Source organism: Rhodopila sp. (genome assembly GCF_965277165.1).
In the GTDB taxonomy this organism is placed as follows: Bacteria; Pseudomonadota; Alphaproteobacteria; order Acetobacterales; family Acetobacteraceae; genus Rhodopila.
In genome coordinates this window covers 339,537-353,900 of sequence record NZ_CBDICE010000005.1, presented here as the reverse complement: position 1 = coordinate 353,900, position 14,364 = coordinate 339,537, and the positions used below count along the sequence as shown (strand labels likewise).

General features: G+C 61.6%; 18 protein-coding genes. 5 read left to right on the top strand and 13 right to left on the bottom strand.

Features of this window, described 5'->3' with window-relative positions:
- Positions 1-10 precede the first annotated feature (10 nt).
- Genes ACQY4Y_RS02175 through ACQY4Y_RS02160 form a run of 4 tightly spaced genes read right to left on the bottom strand, consistent with a single transcriptional unit; the run spans position 11 to position 2,360 of the window.
- Complete coding sequence (locus ACQY4Y_RS02175) at positions 11-1,120, bottom strand: S-(hydroxymethyl)glutathione dehydrogenase/class III alcohol dehydrogenase (RefSeq protein WP_428488923.1); 1,110 nt, start codon at positions 1,118-1,120, stop codon at positions 11-13.
- Positions 1,121-1,165: 45 nt separating this feature from the next.
- The gene (locus ACQY4Y_RS02170) at positions 1,166-1,624 is read right to left on the bottom strand and encodes a c-type cytochrome (RefSeq protein ID WP_428488922.1); all 459 of its coding nucleotides are present in this window, start codon (positions 1,622-1,624) and stop codon (positions 1,166-1,168) included.
- Between the two features lie 3 nt (positions 1,625-1,627).
- Positions 1,628-1,840 carry a hypothetical protein gene (locus ACQY4Y_RS02165; RefSeq protein ID WP_428488921.1) on the bottom strand — a complete coding sequence of 71 codons (213 nt, stop codon included), beginning with the start codon at positions 1,838-1,840 and terminating at the stop codon, positions 1,628-1,630.
- A gap of 19 nt (positions 1,841-1,859) precedes the next feature.
- Positions 1,860-2,360: a DUF3280 domain-containing protein gene (locus ACQY4Y_RS02160; protein WP_428488920.1), complete on the bottom strand. Its 501-nt coding sequence runs from the start codon at positions 2,358-2,360 to the stop codon at positions 1,860-1,862.
- 77 nt (positions 2,361-2,437) lie between these two features.
- Between ACQY4Y_RS02160 and ACQY4Y_RS02155 the strand changes: the two genes are divergently transcribed.
- The 3 genes from ACQY4Y_RS02155 to ACQY4Y_RS02145 are packed head-to-tail and all read left to right on the top strand — an operon-like array spanning position 2,438 to position 5,263.
- Positions 2,438-3,661, top strand: a complete 1,224-nt coding sequence (locus tag ACQY4Y_RS02155) for an ABC transporter substrate-binding protein (RefSeq protein WP_428488919.1) — start codon at positions 2,438-2,440, stop codon at positions 3,659-3,661.
- Positions 3,658-4,632 carry a PQQ-dependent catabolism-associated beta-propeller protein gene (locus ACQY4Y_RS02150; RefSeq protein WP_428488918.1) on the top strand — a complete coding sequence of 325 codons (975 nt, stop codon included), beginning with the start codon at positions 3,658-3,660 and terminating at the stop codon, positions 4,630-4,632. Before ACQY4Y_RS02155 ends, ACQY4Y_RS02150 begins: the two co-directional genes overlap by 4 nt.
- A gap of 19 nt (positions 4,633-4,651) precedes the next feature.
- Positions 4,652-5,263, top strand: a complete 612-nt coding sequence (locus ACQY4Y_RS02145; protein ID WP_428488917.1) for a hypothetical protein — start codon at positions 4,652-4,654, stop codon at positions 5,261-5,263.
- On the opposite strand, the gene ACQY4Y_RS02140 is transcribed toward ACQY4Y_RS02145, so the two are convergent.
- The 4 genes from ACQY4Y_RS02140 to xoxF5 all read right to left on the bottom strand — a co-directional run bounded on the left by ACQY4Y_RS02140 (position 5,264) and on the right by xoxF5 (position 9,106).
- Positions 5,264-5,818 carry a PQQ-dependent catabolism-associated CXXCW motif protein gene (locus ACQY4Y_RS02140; protein ID WP_428488916.1) on the bottom strand — a complete coding sequence of 185 codons (555 nt, stop codon included), beginning with the start codon at positions 5,816-5,818 and terminating at the stop codon, positions 5,264-5,266.
- Positions 5,815-6,675, bottom strand: a complete 861-nt coding sequence (locus ACQY4Y_RS02135; protein WP_428488915.1) for a substrate-binding domain-containing protein — start codon at positions 6,673-6,675, stop codon at positions 5,815-5,817. The genes ACQY4Y_RS02140 and ACQY4Y_RS02135 overlap by 4 nt, the downstream gene beginning before the upstream one ends.
- 1 nt (position 6,676) lies before the next feature.
- Entirely contained in the window at positions 6,677-7,195 is a 519-nt protein-coding gene (locus ACQY4Y_RS02130; RefSeq protein ID WP_428488914.1) for a c-type cytochrome, methanol metabolism-related, read from the bottom strand.
- An 81-nt stretch (positions 7,196-7,276) separates the two neighbouring features.
- Complete coding sequence (xoxF5, locus tag ACQY4Y_RS02125; protein WP_428488913.1) at positions 7,277-9,106, bottom strand: lanthanide-dependent methanol dehydrogenase XoxF5; 1,830 nt, start codon at positions 9,104-9,106, stop codon at positions 7,277-7,279.
- 185 nt (positions 9,107-9,291) lie between these two features.
- Between xoxF5 and ACQY4Y_RS02120 the strand changes: the two genes are divergently transcribed.
- Positions 9,292-10,296 (top strand): quinoprotein relay system zinc metallohydrolase 2, encoded by a 1,005-nt coding sequence (locus ACQY4Y_RS02120; RefSeq protein WP_428488912.1) that lies wholly within the window; start codon positions 9,292-9,294, stop codon positions 10,294-10,296.
- Here the strand turns inward: ACQY4Y_RS02120 and pqqE are convergent.
- The 5 genes from pqqE to pqqA are packed head-to-tail and all read right to left on the bottom strand — an operon-like array spanning position 10,274 to position 13,396.
- A complete protein-coding gene (gene pqqE / locus ACQY4Y_RS02115) occupies positions 10,274-11,377 on the bottom strand; it encodes a pyrroloquinoline quinone biosynthesis protein PqqE (protein ID WP_428488911.1) in 1,104 nt (367 codons plus the stop codon). The two genes, ACQY4Y_RS02120 and pqqE, sit on opposite strands and share 23 nt — an antisense overlap.
- Complete coding sequence (gene pqqD / locus ACQY4Y_RS02110) at positions 11,374-11,652, bottom strand: pyrroloquinoline quinone biosynthesis peptide chaperone PqqD (protein ID WP_428488910.1); 279 nt, start codon at positions 11,650-11,652, stop codon at positions 11,374-11,376. The genes pqqE and pqqD overlap by 4 nt, the downstream gene beginning before the upstream one ends.
- A complete protein-coding gene (gene pqqC, locus ACQY4Y_RS02105; RefSeq protein ID WP_428488909.1) occupies positions 11,645-12,385 on the bottom strand; it encodes a pyrroloquinoline-quinone synthase PqqC in 741 nt (246 codons plus the stop codon). The genes pqqD and pqqC overlap by 8 nt, the downstream gene beginning before the upstream one ends.
- Entirely contained in the window at positions 12,382-13,296 is a 915-nt protein-coding gene (gene pqqB / locus ACQY4Y_RS02100) for a pyrroloquinoline quinone biosynthesis protein PqqB (RefSeq protein WP_428488908.1), read from the bottom strand. The genes pqqC and pqqB overlap by 4 nt, the downstream gene beginning before the upstream one ends.
- Positions 13,297-13,318: 22 nt before the next feature.
- Entirely contained in the window at positions 13,319-13,396 is a 78-nt protein-coding gene (gene pqqA / locus ACQY4Y_RS02095) for a pyrroloquinoline quinone precursor peptide PqqA (RefSeq protein ID WP_428490719.1), read from the bottom strand.
- A gap of 149 nt (positions 13,397-13,545) precedes the next feature.
- On the opposite strand from pqqA, the gene ACQY4Y_RS02090 reads away from it, so the two are divergent.
- On the top strand, positions 13,546-14,364 hold the full coding sequence (locus ACQY4Y_RS02090; RefSeq protein WP_428488907.1) for a quinoprotein dehydrogenase-associated SoxYZ-like carrier: 819 nt from the start codon (positions 13,546-13,548) through the stop codon (positions 14,362-14,364).

Sequence of the window (14,364 nt, the reverse complement as noted above, 5' to 3'; positions counted from 1 at the left end):
TCGGCCTCGCTTAATAGGTCACGACGGTGCGGATGCTCTCGCCACGTCGCATCAGGTCGAAGCCGTCATTGATCTTGTCGAACGGCAGAACATGGGTGATCAGATCGTCGATATTGATCTTGCCATCCATATACCAGTCGACAATCCGCGGCACGTCGGTGCGACCGCGCGCGCCGCCGAACGCGGTGCCCATCCATACCCGCCCCGTAACAAGCTGGAATGGACGGGTAGCGATTTCCTGCCCGCTGGCGGCCACGCCGATGATGATCGACTTTCCCCAACCGCGATGAGCGGATTCCAGCGCCTGTCGCATCACCTTGGTGTTGCCGATGCATTCGAACGTGTAATCGGCGCCGCCTTTGGTCAGGTCCACCAGATACGGCACCAGATCGCCCTGCACCTCGCTGGGATTGACGAAATGGGTCATGCCGAACTTCTCGGCGATTTCCCGCCTCCGGGGATTGAGGTCGACCCCGACGATCATTTCGGCACCGGCTAGTCTGGCACCCTGAAGCACGTTGAGGCCGATGCCGCCGAGGCCGAACACCACGACACGCGCGCCCGGTTCCACCTTGGCGGTGTTGATGACCGCGCCGATCCCGGTGGTGACACCACAGCCGATGTAGCAGACCTTCTCGAACGGAGCGTCGTTGCGGATCTTCGCTAGCGCGATCTCGGGCAGCACCGTGAAATTGGAGAAGGTGGAAGTGCCCATGTAGTGCATGATCGGCGCGCCGTCGGCGGAAAACCGGCTGGTGCCGTCCGGCATCAGCCCCTTGCCCTGCGTGGCCCGGATCGCGACGCAGAGATTGGTCTTGCGCGACAGGCAGTATTCGCATTGCCGGCATTCCGGCGTGTAGAGCGGAATGACGTGGTCACCCTTTTTTAAGGATGTCACGCCGGGGCCGACCTCTACCACGATGCCGGCGCCCTCATGGCCGAGGATGGCCGGAAAAATCCCCTCGGGATCGGCACCCGACAGGGTAAATTCATCGGTGTGACAGATACCGGTGGCCTTTATTTCGACTAGAACCTCGCCGTCGCGGGGGCCTTCGAGTTCCACGGTTTCCAGGCTGAGGGCTTGGCCGGCCTGGCGTGCCACAGCAGCGCGCGTTTGCATGAGCGGGTCTCCCGTTGGTCCAACGCCGGATCCGCCGGCGGGGTATTACTTCTTAGTCGTACCATCCTCATTGAACTGTTGCAAAAAAGATATGACATCCTTGCGCTTTTGCGCGTCCCTGAGACCAGGAAATATCATCTTGGTGTGCGGAACAACCGTTTGAGGACTGGTCAGATACTTATCAAGCGCCTGGGGTGTCCAGATAATACCGGAGTCCTTGTTGGCGGACGAATAGTCAAAGTCCGGGTAAGTGCCCGCCTTCCGTCCGACGACGCCGTTCAGAACCGGACCAACCGCGTTTTTGGCGCCCGGCCCAACCTGATGGCAGGCTCGGCAGACGACGAAATCCTTCTCGCCGGCCGCTGCGTCCTGGGCGTGCGCCGGAGCAGCCAAGCATGCGCCGACCACGATGGCGAAAAGACATTTGCCTATCAAAATACCTCGCTTTGCGCGCAGCTTGCGGCAAGTCGTTCCAGTATAGGCCGGCGCGTTGTCAGCGCCCACCGATCAAATCTTCCCGCCTTCTTGGTCCGGCCAGGCACACCGCCAGCGCCTGATCTGATAGGCCGGATGTTCGCCGGCCCACTGCGCCAGATACGGCTGCGCCTGCGTCATGCAGCTTTGCAGCGAACCCGAGCTTTGAAACAAGACATGGTATTCGTGGCACGCGCTCGGATTCGCCAGCGTGCATGCGAGCACGATAAGGTCGACCAGGTTCATTAACGTTCTCGCCAAGGCGTCATGATTTCAACCATGCGGATGGGTGCAGCCGGTTGCGTAACAAGTAGGATAGGCCACGCGACCATGTTTCGTCCGTATTGCCGCGGATGTCCACGCTGCCTGCCTCGATCACCTGACCGGTGGAGACATCGCGCGCCACCAGGTTGATATTGAGGATCAGGTTCGACACCTTTTGGACCCAGCCGATCACCGAGATCCTTGCTCCGACCTTGCGTGCCAGATCGACGTCACAGCCATTGCAGGTGCGCATGTCCACGCTATGAGCCTGCGTCGCCACCGGCCCGAGATCGACGATCGAGCAGCAGTGCGATTGAACCAGCATGTCCCGCAATTCGATGTTCAGCGCGGCCAGACGTTTGCTGTCGGCGGCCTGCGGATCCTGCGGGCTGGTGTCATCGAAGCCGAAACTAAACACCGCGGTGGGCGAAGGCTGCTTCGCCATGGCTGCTGTTGCGGTACAGCACGCGACGATGAACAAGGCACATGGCAGATTCTTCATCATGAAATCCCCTGTCGGAGGCGCGATTTGGCGGCAGTCATGTTGATGCGGCCAGAAGGGTTCCGCATACTGCCTGAATGGAACGTTCAAAACCGTCACCAGGTGACGGACTCGGTCGACGGGCGCTGATCACAACCGCGGCCGGGACGACGCTGGCGGCAATGGCACCCGAGTCGCCGGCCGAAGGCGCATCCGTCGAAGTCGGTTATCTCCGCTGGACTGAGCGGCGACCAACGATCTCCTTGCTAGACAAGCCGGCACCGGACAATGGCCTGGCCGGTGCTCGGCTTGCTACTAGTGACAACAATACCACCGGCCACTTCATCAATCAGCAATTTGTCTTGAGCGATGCCCCGGTAAGCGCCGGTGATGATCCGGGTGGGGCGGTCGGCAAGGTGGCGGCATCAGGAATCGTCCTCGCCCTGACTGATGTTCCGTCGCAGCAACTACTTGCCATGGCGGCGCCCGCCTTGGCCAAAGGCGTCACGCTCTTCAACATCGCCGCGCCGGATGATGCGCTGCGGCAGGAATCCTGTCGTAGCAATGTGATTCATGTGGCGCCGTCACGAGCCATGCTGGCCGATGCGATAGCGCAATATCTGGTCTGGAAGAGATGGGCTCGCTGGGTTCTGGCCTATGGCTCCCACCCCGACGATGGACTGCTGGCGGATGACTACCGGCGTTCAGCCAAACGATTTGGTGCGCGCATCGTGAAGGAGTTGCAGTTCAAGGACACCGGCGGCGCGCGGCAAACCGATTCGGGGGTGGTGCAGACGCAACAGCAAATGCCGGTCTTCACTCAAGGGCTGCCCGACTACGATGTGCTGGTGACCGCTGATGAGAACGAAGTGTTTGCGGGCTACCTGCCGTTCCGCACCTGGGACCCTCGTCCTGTTGTCGGATCAGCCGGATTGCGCCCGGTGTCCTGGAGCCCAAGCAGCGAGTCCTGGGGCGGTGCCCAGCTTCAGGATCGCTTCATGCGGGCGATGCATCGGCGGATGACGCCACTCGACATGCAGGCCTGGACCGCGTGCCGGATGATCGGCGAGGCTGCCAGCCGCACCGGGTCCACCGATCCGACCAAGATCATGCAATACATGAAAGGGCCCAATTTCGGCATTGCGGCCTATAAGGGGCAGGAACTCACACTGCGCGACTGGGACCTGCAGTTGCGCCAGCCGATCCTGCTGGATGATGGACGGTCGGTTGTGTCGGTATCGCCGCAACCCGGCTTCCTGCATCAAGTGACCGAGCTTGATACGCTGGGCTTCGACCGTCCGGAAACAAGGTGCAAGCTATGATCCCGGGCCGGCTCGCGCTGATCGTGCTCACGCTTCTGCCGCTGGGAGCAATGCCGGCCAGAGCCTATCTTGCCTACGTAACGAATGAGCGCGACGACACCATGAGCGTGATCGATCTCGGTCAGATGAAGACGGTGAAGACCGTCCCGGTTGGGCAGCGCCCGCGCGGCATCACGATGACCAAGGACGGCGGCGAAATCCTGATCTGTGCAAGCGATGATAATACAATTCAGATCGTCGATCCTAAGAGCCTGCGCGTGGTCGGCGATCTGCCATCGGGTCCGGATCCGGAAACCTTCGCATTGCACGTCTCGGGGAACCCGCTTTTCGTTTCGAACGAGGATGACAATCTGGTCACCGTCATCGATGTGGCGACGCGCAAGATGCTTGCCCAGATTCCAACCGGGGTCGAGCCGGAAGGCATAGCCGTCAGCCCCGATGGCAAGACGTTCGTGAACACTTCCGAAACGACGAACATGGCGCATTTCTTTGACGTCGCCACCCGCAAGATGGTAGCAAGCGTGCTGGTCGGCGCCCGCCCGCGCATCGCCCAATTCAAGCACGATGGGTCGGAGGTCTGGGTGTCCTCGGAACAGGGCGGCATGGTCAGTGTGATCGATCCGCAAAAGCACGTCGTCACACGAATCATCAGGTTCAGCGTTCAGGGGTTGCGGGCGGAGGGGATTCAGCCGGTCGGCATCCGCTTTACGCCGGACGATGCCACGGCTTTCGTAGCACTCGGCCCGGCAAACCGGATCGCGGTGGTCGATACCAAGACCTACAAGGTGAAGAAGTATCTGCTGGTGGGACAGCGCGTCTGGCAGATGGCATTCACACCGGACGGCAAATACCTGCTGAGCACCAACGGCTTGTCCAACGACGTTTCGGTCATCGACGTCGCGGCGTTGCGTGTCGTGAAATCGATCCCGGTCGGCCGGCTGCCCTGGGGTGTCGTCGTGGCGCCGAAATGACCAGCCCCGAAGCCGCGGCGTGATCCGTCAGGCGATCGTGGCGGTGGGATTGCTTGCTTCGGTGCCTTGCCTTGCCCAGCCTCCGGGCGCGCGCGATCCTGATTGGCCCTGTCAGCAGATCAAGGTGCCGGAACTGTCGATCGCGGCGGTCTGGTCCGGCCCGGCTATCGATACCGGTGGCACAGCCTGGAAAGACGATCCCGCGGTAGCCGACCTGGTGGAAAAGCTGGCCCCGCGACGCGAGCCGATCGAGCACGCACAGGGGCTGGTTCACGATTTCGCGCAGCACGCCGGAGACCAGAAGCAGCCTCGGCTGCTTCTGGTGCTGGCTGGATTGTTCGATGTTCTGGGCCAAGAGAGGGATAGCGTGATGGCGGGTCTGGACCGTTTTGGTGGACGGCAGAAAGAGCTTGCTGCAGAACTCCGTGCCGACAACGAAAAGTTGCGGGCGCTGCAAACCGCTTCCACATCCGACCCAAACGCGGTGCAGCAGATGACGCAGAAGGTGACCTGGGAGGCGGAGGTGTTTCAGGATCGCCGTCAGGCCTTGAGCTACGCTTGCGATGTGCCCGGAAAGATCGAGCAGCGGCTATTCTCACTTGCGCGCCAGATACAGCAGGAGCTTGGCTGATCATTCGCTGGCCGAGGGACGCGGCAGCGGCTGGCGCGCCTCGGTCGGAAAGCCATGCGCTTCCCAGCCGTCCGTACCGTCCGGGTACCAGACGATATGTGTATAGCCAAGTGTCATCGCTCGCTTTGCCGCGTTCCACGACATCCAGCAATTCTTCAGGCAATAGAATACCAGTTCGCGGCCTCGATCGCCTGCTGAAGCCTGCGCCAAACCATTGCTGAAATATGTCTCCATGACCGGTGCGAGGGCGCCGTATCCGGTATCCGGCAGCCAGATGCTGCCGGGGATATCGGCGCGTGGTTTCGGATGCCAGATCGTGGACGGGGGTAGCCCCCGGGGTCGCGGTGGCCGGGCCAACACGTCGATGAACGCTGCCCGCCGATCGGACCACAGGGCGTGGGCCTGCTCGGTGGTCAGGACGGTGGCGCCCGCCAAGGTCGCCGGGGTCGGGGCGCGGTATCGCTCCATCCGATAGCCAGGTGGTTCGGGGGCAATCGTGGCGGCCCCGATCAGCACGGTGGCGAAAACAGCGATGGTTGCAGGCTGTGGAGTCATTGCAGCTTGGGTTGTCCCTGCTCATCCAGCATCGGCACGCCGTAGTCCGCCAGGATCTTGTCGATCTCCGGTTGGTTTTGCGCGATCAGTCGGTTGAGCCGGCGCTTCCAATCCTGATCGGTCCGGCGCACACCCATGGCAATGCGGAAATCCATATGGGGTCCGTCCTTCAGCAGCGGCACAACGGTGAGATGAGGGGTGGTGCGCTGGGCGTAGTAGCCGGCCATCGGCCCCCATAACACACCCGCATCTATCCGACCCGCGGCGATGTCGTCGGTCATCATCTGGGGGGATGACGTCGAGCGTGTATCGACCGTGAGAGGATATGGTTTGGCCGCGGCCATCAGCCCGTCCTCGGCCAGGATGGTGGCCGGCGGCGTGCCGGCGACGATGCCGATGCGCTTATCCTTCAAACGCGGGTCGGCCAGGCTATCGACCCCGTTCAATCCGCTGTCCGGTCTGAATACGAGAGCATAGGTGGTGCGGTAATACGGGTTGGTGGTCTGCACCAGGGGATCGCCGACCGCCGTGCCCATGATCACGTCGCAGCGCAGTGCATTCAACGTATTGCGGACAAATCCGATTACCTGAGGGAAGTAAGTATAGCTTGTGGGCTCGTTCAGCTTGCGAGCGAAAAGTTCCGCCAGCTTGTTCTCGAATCCCTGCCCCTGCTGATTGGAGAACGGCAGGTTGTGGGGATCGGCGCACACCCGGAAGACCTTGGGATCGACCAATTCGACCGATCCTCCGAGACCAGGTGCATGAGCAGCGGCGCGATGGCCGAGTAGAAGCAGCGCCAGCAGATGCCAGACGCACAGCCGGAGAAATCGTGGCTTTCCCCAAACTGGTGCGATCATCCTAGCCCATGCATTCGTCTTCGGCCTTTTCGAACCCGGCCGGTTTTGGCGCATGCTTGGTCGGTCGTCCGCGGCCCACCGCACCAGTACTGCGCCCGCGCAGATAACTATATATTTCGTCTATAAAACACATCACGTTCTTGTTCTGGCCCTCGGCCGGCATCACCAGATCTTGCGATGCCGATACGGCCTTCTTGCCGCCCGCGACTGTGGCAAAGAACTCAGCGTAGTTTAAGTGCTTCATCGAATCCGTCAGCGCGGGCGCGTAGGTGGATCCCAAGCCATCCGGTCCGTGACACCGCAGGCATTCGGCTGAGTAACGGGTAAATCCAATATAGGTATACCAGTCGACGGTGCCATCCTGCTCGACCTTAAATGTTGGGTTGCCGTCCTTGTCGGTCCATTTGCCATTGTCGGATTTGACCGCGGTCGGATCGATCGGGCTATCGGCGTGGACAAGTCTTGACGGCAGAGCCAACGCCGCAACCACGACGGCGGCGACACGCAGGATACGGTGCACGATGAATTTCCTGATCCGGAATGAAAATACAAACCGGCGCCGAGGTTCAGCGCCCCGGCGCCGGCAATGAAACCAGCTCGATCAGCTTGCAGGAATAGCGAACACCGTCAGTGTGCCGCCAAGTGAGGTGTAATCGTTCAGCGCGGCATATCCTCCAACCGCGCCTAGACCGGCGTGCGGGTCGGTCAACCCGGCGGCGAGGCCAATTCCTGCCCAGCCACCGACGCCCGACAGCACCGCGACGTACTGCTTGCCGGCATGTTCGTAGGTCATGACGTTGCCGATGATGCCGGACGGGGTCTTGAACTTGTAGAGTTGCTTGCCGGTCTTGGCGTCAACCGCTTTCAGGTAACCTTCCAGCGTGCCGTAGAAAACGACGTCGCCCTTGGTGGCCAATGCCCCGGACCAGACGGAGAATTGTTCCGGGTCCGACCATACGATTTTGCCGGCCTTGGCGTCCCAGGCGATAAAATTGCCCATGTTATTGCCGCCAGGTGCTGGATACATCGACAAGGTCGCGCCAACATAGGGCTGCCCGGCGGTGTAGGACACTCGGAACGGCTCGTAATCCATGCAGACATGGTTGGTCGGCACGTAGAACAGCCCGGTATCTGGAGAGAACGCCGCCGGCTGCTCATCCTTGGTGCCGAGCGCGGCCGGGCAGACGCCTTGGGTGTTGGTATCCTCACCGTTGTGCTGGGTGGAGTATTTGGCCACCACCTCCGGTCGACCGTAAGTCTCGCTCGACTTGTCCATGTCCACTTTGGTGGCCCAGTTCACCGCCGGATCGTATTTGGCCGCCACCAAAAGTTCGCCGGTGGCACGATCCAGCGTGTAGCCGAAGCCGTTGCGGTCGAAATGCACCAGCAAATGGCGCATCTTTCCGCCGATCTGTTGATCCGTCAGGATCATTTCATTGACCCCGTCGTAATCCCACTGGTCGTGTGGCGTCATCTGATAGAGCCACTTCGCCTCCCCGGTGTCGGGGTCACGAGCGAAGATCGTCATCGAATACTTGTTGTCGCCGGGACGCTGCTTGGGGTTCCAGGTCGACGGGTTGCCGGTGCCGTAATAGATCAGGTTGAGTTTCGGATCGTATGAGTACCAGCCCCAGGTTCCGCCACCGCCGATTTTCCACTGATCGCCTTGCCAGCTCTTGAGGCTGCTGTTCTCTCCGATCGGTTTGCCCAGTTCGGTCGTCTTCTTCGGATCAACCAGGATTTCGTTGTCCGGCCCTTCGGAATAGGCTCGCCAGACCTGTTTGCCGTCGTTGACGGAGTAGGCCGCAAGCCACCCCCGAACGCCGAACTCGCCGCCCGAGACGCCGACGTAAACCTTGTCCTTGATCACCATCGGCGCTTCGGTGCCGGTGGCGCCTTTCGATGGATCATCGGTCTTGACCGACCAGACCACCTTTCCGGTCTTTGCATCCAATGCGACCAGCGTGGTGTCGGCCTGATGCAGGAAGATCTTGCCATCGCCGTAAGCGACTCCGCGGTTCACGGTGTCGCAGCACATCACCGGAATGACGTTCGGATCCTGCTTCGGCTCGTATTTCCACAAGATCTTGCCGTCATTATTGAGATCGAGTGCGTACACTGTGTTGGGGAATGGGGTCGACAGATACATCACGTCGCCGATAACCAGGGGGCCGCCCTCATGTCCGCGCAGAACACCGGTCGAGAATGTCCAGGCGACCTGCAGCTTGCCGACGTTGCCGGCATTGATCTGGTCCAGCTTGGAATACCGCTGATTGTCGTAAGTATTGGTCGGCATGACGACATTGGCAGGGTTTTGCTGCATTTTCAGAAGATCGTCGCCGCCGGCGTTTTGGGCGTGTCCACTCCCGATCAACAGCATGGAAGACAACACCGTGGCTACCGCGACTTGCCTCGACAAGTTCGTTTTCATTTGTTTCCTCCTGCGGCGGCGCTTCGCGCGGACAATCTCTTGGCTGTCGCAAGAAACTTTTGCCGGGCACCGTGGACGCACCGGAATACCTTACCAAGGACCCGGCGCGGTCAAGCACTGGCTTACCGAATCTCCATGTTATCACAGACTGTTGAGTCGCGTGCGGCGCATCTTGCCTTTCATGCATGCGCCCTCACCAGCCAGGGGTAATTTCCATGATCGGCCATCGCGGGCGAGCCAGTAGATACTGCCTATACTCTCCGCTGCTTTGGCTCGCTGCGATCATGGCGATCGGACCCGGTAGCGCGCGGGCGCAAACTCCATCGCCAGCCGCAAAGTTTTCGATCCGGCCGGTGGCGGAGGGCGATTGGGCTCATTTCGGGCAAGTCGCGCTTACCGACCGGTCGAACGCTGGTGATATCGCGAACATCGGCGTCATTGTGGGCAAAGATGCGGTCGCGGTGGTCGACACCGGCGGCAGCGTGCAGGTCGGCCGGGCGTTGCTGGCGGCGATCCGCGGGATCACCAACAAGCCAATCCGTTACGTTATCAATACACATGAGCATCCGGACCATATTTTCGGCAATGCCGCATTCGGCGGCGGGGTGACGTTCGTTGGCCATCACAATCTACCGGAAGAAATGCGGGAGCGCGGCGATTTCTATCTGAAGTCGTTCCGAGAAGCGCTGGGATCGAAGGCGATCGCGCAAGTTCGCATTATCCCGCCAACATTGTTGGTCGCCGATAACCTGACCCTCGATCTTGGCGACAAGCGGTTGCGGCTGACGGCCTGGAGCCCCGCTGCGCACACCGACTGCGATTTGACTGTGCTCGACGAATCGACGGGCGTGCTGTTTGCCGGCGATCTGGTGTTCCTGCGGCACGTGCCGGTCGTCGATGGCAGCGTTTTGGGTTGGCTGTCGGTTCTGCCACGCCTGGCGAAACTGCCTGCCAGGATCGTGGTTCCAGGCCATGGACGGCTGGTTGCCGCGTGGCCACAGGCGCTGGATGATGAGCAGCGCTACCTGACAGTGCTTGTCGACGATACGCGACGGATGATCGCGGCCGGAGTGCCGTTGGCGCAGGCGGTCAATCAGATCGGTCAATCGGAACGGGGCAGGTGGGCGTTGTTCGACGACTACAATCCGCGCAATGCAACCGAGGCGTTCAGCGAACTGGAGTGGGAGTAACGCGGCGGCCGCGATAGGCATACCGCATGTCCGTGTCCGCCGCCGCCTGCTGAGCCAGATCCTGGATTCGGCGGTGCAGCGGGGAGAGATCGCAGCTCGGGTCGGTGGCCGTGGCATCGCCGGCGATCGCCAGCGCCTGGCAGCGGCAGCCGCCAAAATCCATCTCGCGAAACTCGCATGATCGGCACGGTTGCTTCATCCATGCGGTTCCGCGATACGCCTCGAAGGCGGGCGAATTTGCCCAGATCTCGGCCAGGCCGCGGTCGCGCACGGACCAGAAGGTCAGGCCGGGGATCGTTTGCGCCGCATGGCAGGGCAGCACGAGGCCGGACGGTGTGATGTTCAACGAACGCCGGCCCCAGCCCCCCATGCAGGGCTTCGGGCGTCTGGCATGGTAGTCGGGGATGACCGAGTCGATTGCCAGCCTGCCGGCGTAGCGGGACTGGAGCTGATCCAGGTCCCGCATGGCGTGGTCGATCTGCGCGCGCGTCGGCATCAGCGCATCGCGGTTGCGCAGCGCCCAGCCGTAGTACTGGGCGTGGGCGATTTCCACGCGTCCAGCCCCGAGTGAGGCGGCGAGTTCGACGAGCGGTGTGAGGTGGCCGATATTGGCTCGGTGGATCACGGCGTTGACTGTCAGCGCCATGCCAAGCTCTGTCACGGTCTGGGCAAATGCCAGCTTTCGGGCATGCGCACCGGCGTAGCCGGCGATAAGGTCGGCATTCTCCGGCTCGATATCCTGGATCGAGACTTGTACATGATCCAGACCGGCCGCCTGCAGTCGCCCTAGTCTGTCCGCATCAAGTCCGATCGCCGAGGTGATCAGATTGGTGTACAGCCCGACTTCACTCGCTGCTTGGGTAATCTCGACCAGGTCGCGGCGAGATGCCGGTTCCCCGCCTGACAAGTGCACCTGCAGGACCCCCATTGCCGCGGCTTGGCGGAACACATCCGCCCAGCCGGTGGCATCGAGTTCGTCGGTCCGGTCTTCGAGCTCCAGCGGGTTGGAGCAATAGGGACAGGCAAGCGGGCAACGGTGGGTCAATTCCGCCAGCAGACCAAGTGGAGCCGGAGTGCTCATGCGACCAGCAGCCTTTTGCCCGCCAACTCGGTCAGCATATCGGTCACGTCATGGGCGATGACCGCGCGGTCGGCGGAGAATATCGTCGCGAGTTCGTCGATGATGTCCGCCACGGTGCGAATGCCGTTGCAGCGGCGCAGGATTTCGCTGGCCGGGCCTTCCGCCTCGATGATCTTTTCCGGGCATAGCAGGACCCAAGCGTTGCGGGTCTTGTCGAAGTGCAGGCGAACGCCGGGTGCCAGTTTCGGACGTTCCGGAACGACGGGTTCATCCATCGGCGTCACCCGGCACGAACGCGCCGGGTGAAATCAGGCCCGGCGTGACATAGGCGTAATGTAGCGCATCCATCATGCACCATAGCACGTCGCATTTGAACATCAGCGTGTCCAGCACCGCCTGCTGCTGTTCCGGTGTGCGCGCATGCTGCTTTACCCAGTCAAGCGCGTAGCTCGCGTCGCGTTCGGCCTGCGGCGGCCGCTTGTCGAAATACGATAGGATCTCCGGCGTGACATAATCGTAGTGTGCCAGCATGCCGCTCATTCGTTCGGTGATGATCTGCGGCGAGAACATCTCCGTCAGGCAGGAGGCGACGGCTTCCAGCAGGCTGCGCTCGCGGACGTAGTGGACATAGGCCTGGACCGCGAACCGGGTTGCCGGCAGCAGCAACCGGGTGGATGTGACGTCGGCCCGATCCAGGCCCAGGCCATCGGTCAACCGGAGCCAACGTTCGATGCCGCCGGGCCGATCGTCATCGCCGTCGTGGTCATCCAGCCGCTTGCGCCATCCGCGGCGCAGCGCCTGGTCCTCGCTGCGTCCGATCAGGGAGGCATCCTTCAGCGGGATCATCGCCTGATAGTAGTAGCGGTTCAGCGCCCAGGCCTGCACCTGTCCCTTGCTGCATTTGCCGGAGTGCAGCATGCGATGAAACGGGTGGTGAATGTGGTAGCGGCGGGCGCCGGTCTCGCGCAGCCGGGCTTCGAGTTCGTCGGGCGTCATAAGACCGATCACAGGCGCACCTCCATGCCATCGAACGCGACTTCGAATCCGGCGGCCTCGACCTGTCGGCGCTCAGGGGAGTCGCGCAGCAAGATCGGATTGGTGTTGTTGATATGCAGAAAGATGCGGCGCGCCGGCAGTTCGGCGAGCCGCGTCAGCGCGCCGTGCGGTCCGCTGATCGGTACGTGGCCCATGCGGGTCGCGGTCTTTCCGCCGAGGCCAGCGACGATCATCTCGTCATCGGTGAAAAGCGTGCCGTCGAAGAACAGCACATCGGCGGCCTGCAACTGGGCCAACACGGCGTCGGAGATTTCGGCGCAGGCAGTCGCCACGACGATGTTGCGCCCATCCGCCTGCACCAGGGCGGCATAGCTCGGGCCTGCCTCTGGTTCGGTTGCCCCCGCCTGCTCTTGATATAGTGGCACCTTTCCAGGCATCGGCAGCAAGGTCAGGGTGAGGTTTGTACCGCAGGATACCGTCTGCAGTGGGGTAATCTCCACCCGGCGCACCATTGCCGGATCTAACACGTTGAACACATCGTTTTCCGCCAGCACTTTCAGCAGCGGTTCAGGTGCGAACAGGGTGAATGGTTGGCGTTCCCGCAGCACGAGCAACCCCGCTATCGCATCGACGTCTCCTCCGGTCAGTACGACGCCGGAGATGGGTGTGTCGCGACCGTCGGTCCTGGGCCATAGCCGCGGGCTTTGCGACAACTGCTGACGTAGATCAGGGGATGCGCCAATGATCAGCCATGACTCGCCATCACCCGTGACCGCGACGCTGGCCTGGGTCGCGGGTTGGACTCTCGGGTCCCCAAGGCGGGCGAGACGACACAGACGGCACCCGCAGTTCCACTGCGGAAACCCGCCGCCTGCTGCTGAACCGAGCACCAAGGCTAACGGTCCAGCCTGTCGCTCAATCATCCGTGATAACGTGCGCCGCGCGTTACATCTTAGCGGCGAGGTATCCGTTGATCTCCATGCCGATGCAGACTTCACGCAGAACCGGACGTGTCCAGGCCATTTGTCGCCTCCTGTTCGTTTTCAATTCCAGTTATCGGTGGCGCAGTTTTTTAGAACGGCGACACCATGTCGCGATATACACACTTCAGCCGCCATCTAAAAGAGCCAGCGGGCAAATCTTCCGCGCAGCAGTCTGGGAGGTACGACAACATGCGAGCGCTGCGGCTTCTATCTCGGCGTCAGGCGATCGCGGTAACACTGGCCAGCGGAGCGTTTGGCCGTCTCGCCGAGGCCAAAGGTGAAAGCGGGGACGATCCGTGGCCCGCACTGGCCGGGCAGATCTTCAACGACCGGCCGATCGAGGACGGCAGCGCGGTGCTGGCGATCGATGCGCCGTATCGTGCGGCAGACGCGGCGGTGGTTCCGATCAGTATCCATAGCCTGCTGCCAGCCGGCGACAATCGACGAATCCGCAGTGTGACGCTGGTTGTGGACCAAAATCCGTCGCCGCTGGCGGCAAAATTTTCGCCCGGCAGGGACAGCGGCATCAAGAGCCTGTCCACGCGTATCCGGGTGGACTCCTACACCAAGATGCATGCAGTCGCTGAAATGACGGATGGCCGATTATTCGCGGCCGAGCGATTTGTGAAGGCCGCGGGCGGGTGTTCAGCTCCCGCCGCCAAGCAGGAGGGCAATGCCATCCCAATCGGCACCATGCGCCTGCGGCAGTTCCCGCGAGCGAGCGATGCGGACAGCCAACAGATCCAGTTCATGATAAGGCATCCCAACAACTCCGGGATGCAGATGGATCAATTGACGCGCTTATACGTGCCGGCGCATTTTGTTTCGTCGATCAGCATCTGGCAGGGTGACGATCTTTTGCTTGCCATCGAAAGCGGGATCTCGATTTCGGAAAACCCGGAATTCAGATTTGACTACCGTCCGAACGGCGCAACGGAATTCCGGGCGGAGGCGCGGGACAACGAAGGGTCGGTGTTCAACCAGTCCTGGTCCGCCACGCGGGCTTGA

Coding starts and splice junctions, on each gene's coding strand:
- ACQY4Y_RS02175 (WP_428488923.1), bottom strand. CDS start 1,120: ATGCAAACGCGCGCTGCTGTGGCACGCCAGGCCGGCCAAGCCCTCAGC.
- ACQY4Y_RS02165 (WP_428488921.1), bottom strand. CDS start 1,840: ATGAACCTGGTCGACCTTATCGTGCTCGCATGCACGCTGGCGAATCCG.
- ACQY4Y_RS02160 (WP_428488920.1), bottom strand. CDS start 2,360: ATGAAGAATCTGCCATGTGCCTTGTTCATCGTCGCGTGCTGTACCGCA.
- ACQY4Y_RS02155 (WP_428488919.1), top strand. CDS start 2,438: ATGGAACGTTCAAAACCGTCACCAGGTGACGGACTCGGTCGACGGGCG.
- ACQY4Y_RS02150 (WP_428488918.1), top strand. CDS start 3,658: ATGATCCCGGGCCGGCTCGCGCTGATCGTGCTCACGCTTCTGCCGCTG.
- ACQY4Y_RS02140 (WP_428488916.1), bottom strand. CDS start 5,818: ATGACTCCACAGCCTGCAACCATCGCTGTTTTCGCCACCGTGCTGATC.
- ACQY4Y_RS02135 (WP_428488915.1), bottom strand. CDS start 6,675: ATGATCGCACCAGTTTGGGGAAAGCCACGATTTCTCCGGCTGTGCGTC.
- xoxF5 (WP_428488913.1), bottom strand. CDS start 9,106: ATGAAAACGAACTTGTCGAGGCAAGTCGCGGTAGCCACGGTGTTGTCT.
- ACQY4Y_RS02120 (WP_428488912.1), top strand. CDS start 9,292: ATGCGCCCTCACCAGCCAGGGGTAATTTCCATGATCGGCCATCGCGGG.
- pqqE (WP_428488911.1), bottom strand. CDS start 11,377: ATGAGCACTCCGGCTCCACTTGGTCTGCTGGCGGAATTGACCCACCGT.
- pqqD (WP_428488910.1), bottom strand. CDS start 11,652: ATGGATGAACCCGTCGTTCCGGAACGTCCGAAACTGGCACCCGGCGTT.
- pqqB (WP_428488908.1), bottom strand. CDS start 13,296: ATGATTGAGCGACAGGCTGGACCGTTAGCCTTGGTGCTCGGTTCAGCA.
- pqqA (WP_428490719.1), bottom strand. CDS start 13,396: ATGGCCTGGACACGTCCGGTTCTGCGTGAAGTCTGCATCGGCATGGAG.
- ACQY4Y_RS02090 (WP_428488907.1), top strand. CDS start 13,546: ATGCGAGCGCTGCGGCTTCTATCTCGGCGTCAGGCGATCGCGGTAACA.